Below are 5878 nucleotides of genomic sequence, written 5' to 3'. Positions count from 1 at the left end.
CGCGCCTTCAGCGCGGCGCCCAGGGTGCCGTCGTCGAGATAGTCGAGTTCGCCGCCGACCGGCACGCCATGGGCCAGGCGGCTGATCGCCACGCCAGTATTCTGCAACCGGTCGGTGATGTAATGCGCCGTGGTCTGGCCTTCCACCGTGGCGTTGGTGGCGATGATCACTTCCCTGATGCGCCGTTCGTCGCCGGCATTGCCCTGCACGCGGGCGATCAGGCCATCCACATTGAGGTCGGATGGCCCCACGCCGTCCAGCGCCGAGAGCGTGCCGCCCAGCACATGGTAGCGGCCGCGGAACACGCCGGCGCGTTCCAGCGCCCAGAGATCGGCCACGCTTTCCACCACGCAGAGCAGGCCGGCATCGCGGCGCTCGTCGCTGCAGATGGCGCAGGGATCGCGGGTATCGAGATTGCCGCAGACCGAGCAGGCATGCACGCTGTCGCCCACCTCGCGCAGGGTGGCGGCCAGCGGATTGAGCAGAGCGTCTTTTTTCTTGAGCAGATGCAGGGCGGCGCGACGCGCCGAACGCGGGCCCAGGCCGGGCAGGCGGGCCAGCAGCTGGATCAACCGCTCGATCTCGGGACCGGCCATCGCGGAATACTCAGAAGGGCAGCTTCATGCCCGGCGGCAGCGGCAGGCCGGCGGTGAGTTTCTGCATCTCGTCGGCCATCTCGCGATCGGCGCGCGTCTTGGCGTCGGCATGGGCGGCCTTGATCAGATCCTCCAGCACCTCGACCTCGTCGGCCACCAGCAGGGAGGGATCGATCTTCACGCCGCGCAGTTCGCTGCGGCCGTTCAGGGTGACAATCACCATGCCGCCGCCGGCCGAGCCCTGCACCTCGCGCTGCTCCAGCTCGGCCTGCATCTCCTGCATGCGCTGCTGCATCTGCTGGGCCTGTTTCAGCATGTTGCCGAGATTCTTCATGGCGAAAACTCCTGACCGCTAATCCAGCTCGTCGAGCGGATCGATATCGTCGGTGACATAGCCGTCGCCGGCATCCTCTTCGGCCGTTTCCGGCTGTGGCGGCGCCACCTCGCGCACATTGTCCAGCACGGCGCCGGGAAAGGCGGTGAGCACGGCCTGCACCAGCGGATGCGCCTGCACATGGGCGCGGCGGCGGGATTCCTCGGCCTGCTCCTGCTCGGCCAGAGTCGGCTCGCCCGGCAGCTTGCTCAAGCTCACCACCCAGCGCTGGCCGGTCCAGGCGCGTAGTTTCTCGATCAGGCGGCCGGGCAAATCGTGATGCGCGCCGGGCTCCAGGCGCAATTCGATGCGGCCGGGCTCGAAGCTGACCGGGTGCACGTCGTTGTAAAGCTCGGCGGCGAGGATGCCCTCGCGCATGTCTTTCGCCAGCTGCACCAAAGCAGGAAAGCTGGTCGGCATGGCCGCCAATGCAACCGTTTCGCCCGGCTGCGGCGCCAATTGTCCTTGGGGCGATGCAACGGCGCGCGGCTGCGCGGAAACCGCCAGGCCGGCCGAAGCGCCATTGCCACCGCCGCCCAGCGGCGCGCGCGGGCCACCGGGAGCAACACCAGCAGCAGCACCGGGACCGCCCTTCTCTTTCCATTCCCTGGCCAGGTCGGCCGGGCTGGGCAGGTCGGCGGCATAGGCAAAGCGCACCAGCACCATTTCGGCCGCCGCCAGCGGCACCGGCGCCGAGCGCACCTCCTGCAAACCCTTGAGCAGCATCTGCCACGAGCGCGCCAGCACCGGCATGCCGAGCCTGGCGGCCAGCTCCTTGCCGCGCTGGCGCTGGCTTTCCGGCAGGGTCACGTCGTCGGGCGTACCGCCGATCACCTTCACGCGCGTCAGCCAGTGGGTGAGGTCAAGCAGATCCTGCATCACCACGGCAGGGTCGGCGCCGAGATTGTACTGCGCCTGCAGGTTATCCAGCGCCTCGGCCAGCTGGCCATGCAGCAGCAGGTCGAGCAGCGCAAAAACCTGACCGCGATCGGCCAGGCCAAGCATGTCGCGCACCAGCTCGGCATTCACCTGGCCCGCGCCATGGGCAATCGCCTGGTCGAGCAGCGACAGACCATCGCGCACCGAGCCTTCGGCGGCACGCGAAATCAGGGTGAGCGCATCCTCGTCGATCTGGGCGTTCTCGGCCTCGGCGATGCGCTTGAAATGGCCGTTCAGCACGGCGATCTCAACGCGTTTCAGATCAAAGCGCTGGCAGCGCGACAACACCGTGACGGGAACTTTACGGATTTCAGTGGTGGCGAAGACGAACTTCACGTGCGGCGGCGGCTCTTCCAGCGTCTTGAGCAGGCCGTTGAAGGCCGCCGTGGAGAGCATGTGTACTTCGTCGATGATGTAGATCTTGTAGCGCGCCATCGAGGGCGCGTAGCGCACCGCCTCGATGATCTCGCGGATGTCGCCAATGCCGGTGCGCGAGGCGGCGTCCATCTCGAACACGTCGGGATGCCGGTCTTCCGCAATAGCTTTACAATTGTCGCAGACGCCGCAGGGCGAAATGGTCGGGCCGCCCTGGTTGTCGGGGCCGGTGCAGTTCAGCGCGCGGGCGATGATGCGGGCGGTGGTGGTCTTGCCCACGCCGCGCACGCCGGTGAGGATGAAGGCCTGGGCGATGCGGCCGGTGGCGATGGCATTGGTGAGCGTGCGGACCAGCGCATCCTGGCCGATCATCTCGGCGAAATTGCTGGGGCGGTATTTGCGCGCAAGCACGCGATAGGGCGCCGGCTGGGTCATTCGCTCACATGGCCCTTTGATTGAAGGGGCTGCGCCCGCAGGCGGAGATCGGAGAGGTGGGAGGCTGACAACGACCCGAGCGGAAACTCGTTACGGCTGCTTCCTTCCGGACCTGACCGGGTTGGCGAGGCGCCCGTCCGCCACCAACCTCCCGAGCCTTATATCCGTCATCGGGACCGGGTTTTCAATGGGTAGCCCGATATGATTCCCGGCCCATTTCCAGCTCCCGGACGGATGGACGCGGCGCGCCGGATATGCCAGCGTTTCGACATGCTTACCGCCCCCCGCCCAGCCAAACCAATCTGCTTCTCCGGCTCCAGTCTGGACCGCGCCGGCAATCCGCGCCGCGACCCCGCCTGGCTGGCCGAAAAACGCCGCCGGGCCGACAGCCGCTTCCTGCCCCTGCGTGAGCTGAAAGCCCTGGTGGACATCACGGCCAAGCCGGCGCGCATCGCCTGGCAGGACACGGTCTGGGCCGATGCCCATGCCACCCTGCCCTGCCTGTTCCTTGGCCTGGACGCGGCCGGGATCGCCCATTTCACCATCGACTGCGACGCGGATGAGCGCACTGCCGCCCTGCATGGCGAGGCCATCAAGTTCATCGACGTGCGCTCGATCGCGGCGATGCTGCCGCCCGAGGAGGCCGCGATCCTGGCCCAGGCGCGCAGCCTGACCGACTGGCACCAGCGCCATCGTTTCTGCGCCCAGTGCGGCAGCCCGACCCAGCTGGCCGAGGCCGGCTACAGCCGGCACTGCACCAGCGAGGCCTGCAAGGCGCAGCATTTCCCGCGCACCGATCCGGTGGTGATCATGCTGGCCGTGCGCCGCGACGAGCGCACGGGCGAAGACATGGTGCTGCTCGGCCGGCAGTCGCGCTTTCCGCCCGGCATGTATTCGGCCCTGGCCGGCTTCATGGAGCCGGGCGAAACCATCGAGGAGGCCGTGCGCCGCGAAATCCTGGAGGAATCCGGGATCAAAACCGGCGATGTGCGTTATGTCGCCTGCCAGCCCTGGCCGTTCCCCTCCTCGCTGATGATCGGCTGCATCGCGGAAGCCACCAGCAGCGCGATCACCGTGGACCCCACCGAACTGGAAGAGGCGCGCTGGTTCAGCCGCGACGAGGTGGAGGAGATGCGGATGAAATCCACCGACATGGAAGCTTCGCCCCGCCTCTCGCCGCCACTGGCGCTGGCGCACCAGCTGGCGAAGCGGTGGCTGGCGGGGGCGTGACGGCTCCGGTGGGGGGCTGGCCGGGGCGTGAGGCTACAGCTTCCGTATATTTCCACGCACCCATTCAGCCAGCGCCGTTTCGGCAAGCTCGCCAGCCGCCAAAGCCAGCATGACAGGCAAAGCATCCGCATCGCTCGCCGTCAGTTCATAGCCATTCAGATCGAGGAACAATTCCATCGCGACAAACGCGGTACGCTTGTTGCCATCGACAAATGGGTGATTCTTCGCAATCCCAAAACCATAGGCCGTCGCAAGATCAGCAACATCGGGCTGCCCGTAAGCGGAAAGATTCACAGGTCGCGCCAATGTGGATTCGAGCAATCCGGCATCGCGCAGCCCCTCGCCGCCGCCATGTTCGGCGATCTGCACGTCATGCACGGCCAGCAACAGGGCCGCGTCGATCCACTCCCATTCCATGGGAGGTGCCTATTTCGCCAACTCACGGAGCAGATTGCGCCGCTTTTTCATGATCCGCTGCGCCGCTTCCATCTGGCGCTCGAATTCCGGGTTGTAGGGCGTGAGCCGGAAACCATCGGGCGTTTCGGTCAGGTAGAGCGTGTCGCCCTTCTCGACTTTCAGCTTGGCCAGCGCATCCTTGGGCAAAACCACGCCGGTGGAATTGCCGATCTGGGTCAGTTTGAGCGTGAACATGGGCGATCCGAGATCGTTATAACGTTTGTTATAAACAACTATACGCGGATCACTACAAAAACAATCCAAAAAACGGGATTGTTCATATATTGCAATAAAATCAATTATTTACTTGGCTTCCAATTATCAGCCAGCCAGCCAGCGCCGCACGTTTTCCCTGATAAAAGCCGCGTCCGGCGGGTTCTGCACCGGGTTGCCGGCGCGGTGGCCCCAGATGCTGGGGATCGGTTTCAGTTCGGCATCACGTAAAAACGGCAGCTCGGCCGCGTTGTCGGCGACGCGGAAATAGAGATCGGTTTCGCCCGGCATCAGCAGCAGCTTCGCCCGGATCGCATGCAGGGCCGCCGGCAGGTCGCCGTTATAAAGCGGGTTGGCGCTGATATCGCCGGCTTCCCAGGTCCGCAGCTGGGCATAGAGATCAGCGGCATCGCGGCGGGCGTAACGCTCTTCCCAGTCGCGGCGCAGGAAGGTTTCCAGGTCGGGCGCGTCCAGCGCCGAGAGATGCAGCCCGGCGCGATAGAAATCCTGGCTCAAGGCCCAGCTGGCATAGATGCGACCGAAGGCGCGGATCGCAGCCCTGGGCGGCGCGCTGAACCGGCCATGGCCGACATGCTCGGCCGCGGCTTCCAGCGTGGCCATCAGGCTTTTGAGGAAGACGGTGTTGTGGATCGCGGTGCGCGCCGCGCCGCAATTGATCACCGCGCGCTGCACGGCATCGGGGAAGATGGCGGCCCAGTGATAGGCCTGCTGCGCGCCCATCGACCAGCCATAGGCGCAGGCGATCCCGTCGACACCGAACTGTTCCCGCAGGAGCCGACGCTGTGCCTGCACGTTGTCCCAGGCCGTGACGAGACGCGGATAATCCGGCGTGTTGGACGGGCTGGAGGACAGGCCATTGCCGAACATGTCGGGGATGACGATGAACCAGCGTTGCGGATCAAGCACGCCATCGGGCCCGATCAGCCATTCCAGGTCGGGATGCTGCGCCGAATAACTGGTGGGATAGAGAATGACATTGTCGCGCGTCGCGTTCAGCGTGCCGTGGGTTTTCCAGCTGAGCCAGGCGCCCCTGATGGTCTCGCCCGACAGCGTGGCGAGATTGCCCAGCGCGAAGCGGCCGGATTGCGTGGGCCAATTCATCGCCCCAGCATCCCGAGCAGTTTGCGCGCCGCGGCCGCCGGGGTGATCTTGCCCTGGGCCACGGCCTTCTGCTGGCGCGGCAGTTCCTCGGCGATGGCCGGGTCGCGGCGCAGCCACTCCAGCAGGCCGTCCTGCAATT

At 65.9% G+C, this 5878-nt stretch carries 7 protein-coding genes and 1 other RNA gene; 1 reads left to right on the top strand and 7 read right to left on the bottom strand.

Features of this window, described 5'->3' with window-relative positions; all coding sequences use genetic code 11:
* The 4 genes from recR to ffs form a co-directional block, all read right to left on the bottom strand.
* On the bottom strand, positions 1-596 hold a 596-nt coding region (recR, locus tag Q1J79_RS12915), incomplete at its 3' end, for a recombination mediator RecR (protein WP_300300992.1).
* 10 nt (positions 597-606) lie between these two features.
* Positions 607-930: a YbaB/EbfC family nucleoid-associated protein gene (locus tag Q1J79_RS12910; RefSeq protein WP_300300990.1), complete on the bottom strand. Its 324-nt coding sequence runs from the start codon at positions 928-930 to the stop codon at positions 607-609.
* Positions 931-948: 18 nt separating this feature from the next.
* A complete protein-coding gene (locus Q1J79_RS12905) occupies positions 949-2718 on the bottom strand; it encodes a DNA polymerase III subunit gamma/tau (protein WP_300300988.1) in 1770 nt (589 codons plus the stop codon).
* Positions 2719-2774: 56 nt separating this feature from the next.
* Positions 2775-2870, bottom strand: an RNA gene (gene ffs, locus Q1J79_RS12900) — signal recognition particle sRNA small type.
* Positions 2871-2988: 118 nt separating this feature from the next.
* Here ffs and nudC point away from each other — a divergent pair.
* Positions 2989-3948: an NAD(+) diphosphatase gene (nudC, locus tag Q1J79_RS12895; RefSeq protein ID WP_300300986.1), complete on the top strand. Its 960-nt coding sequence runs from the start codon at positions 2989-2991 to the stop codon at positions 3946-3948.
* A 33-nt stretch (positions 3949-3981) separates the two neighbouring features.
* Here nudC and Q1J79_RS12890 read toward each other — a convergent pair whose 3' ends face one another.
* The 3 genes from Q1J79_RS12890 to Q1J79_RS12880 all read right to left on the bottom strand — a co-directional run bounded on the left by Q1J79_RS12890 (position 3982) and on the right by Q1J79_RS12880 (position 5739).
* Positions 3982-4365 carry a type II toxin-antitoxin system death-on-curing family toxin gene (locus tag Q1J79_RS12890; RefSeq protein ID WP_300300983.1) on the bottom strand — a complete coding sequence of 128 codons (384 nt, stop codon included), beginning with the start codon at positions 4363-4365 and terminating at the stop codon, positions 3982-3984.
* 9 nt (positions 4366-4374) lie between these two features.
* The gene (locus Q1J79_RS12885; RefSeq protein ID WP_300300981.1) at positions 4375-4599 is read right to left on the bottom strand and encodes an AbrB/MazE/SpoVT family DNA-binding domain-containing protein; all 225 of its coding nucleotides are present in this window, start codon (positions 4597-4599) and stop codon (positions 4375-4377) included.
* A gap of 126 nt (positions 4600-4725) precedes the next feature.
* Positions 4726-5739 carry an alpha/beta fold hydrolase gene (locus Q1J79_RS12880; protein WP_300300979.1) on the bottom strand — a complete coding sequence of 338 codons (1014 nt, stop codon included), beginning with the start codon at positions 5737-5739 and terminating at the stop codon, positions 4726-4728.
* Positions 5740-5878 lie beyond the last annotated feature (139 nt).

Source organism: Ferrovibrio sp. (assembly GCF_029255545.1).
Taxonomy (GTDB): domain Bacteria; phylum Pseudomonadota; class Alphaproteobacteria; order Ferrovibrionales; family Ferrovibrionaceae; genus Ferrovibrio.
This window is presented reverse-complemented; position numbering and strand designations above follow the sequence as displayed.

Coding starts and splice junctions, on each gene's coding strand:
- Q1J79_RS12880 (WP_300300979.1), bottom strand. CDS start 5,739: ATGAATTGGCCCACGCAATCCGGCCGCTTCGCGCTGGGCAATCTCGCC.
- nudC (WP_300300986.1), top strand. CDS start 2,989: ATGCTTACCGCCCCCCGCCCAGCCAAACCAATCTGCTTCTCCGGCTCC.
- Q1J79_RS12885 (WP_300300981.1), bottom strand. CDS start 4,599: ATGTTCACGCTCAAACTGACCCAGATCGGCAATTCCACCGGCGTGGTT.
- Q1J79_RS12905 (WP_300300988.1), bottom strand. CDS start 2,718: ATGACCCAGCCGGCGCCCTATCGCGTGCTTGCGCGCAAATACCGCCCC.
- Q1J79_RS12910 (WP_300300990.1), bottom strand. CDS start 930: ATGAAGAATCTCGGCAACATGCTGAAACAGGCCCAGCAGATGCAGCAG.
- Q1J79_RS12890 (WP_300300983.1), bottom strand. CDS start 4,365: ATGGAATGGGAGTGGATCGACGCGGCCCTGTTGCTGGCCGTGCATGAC.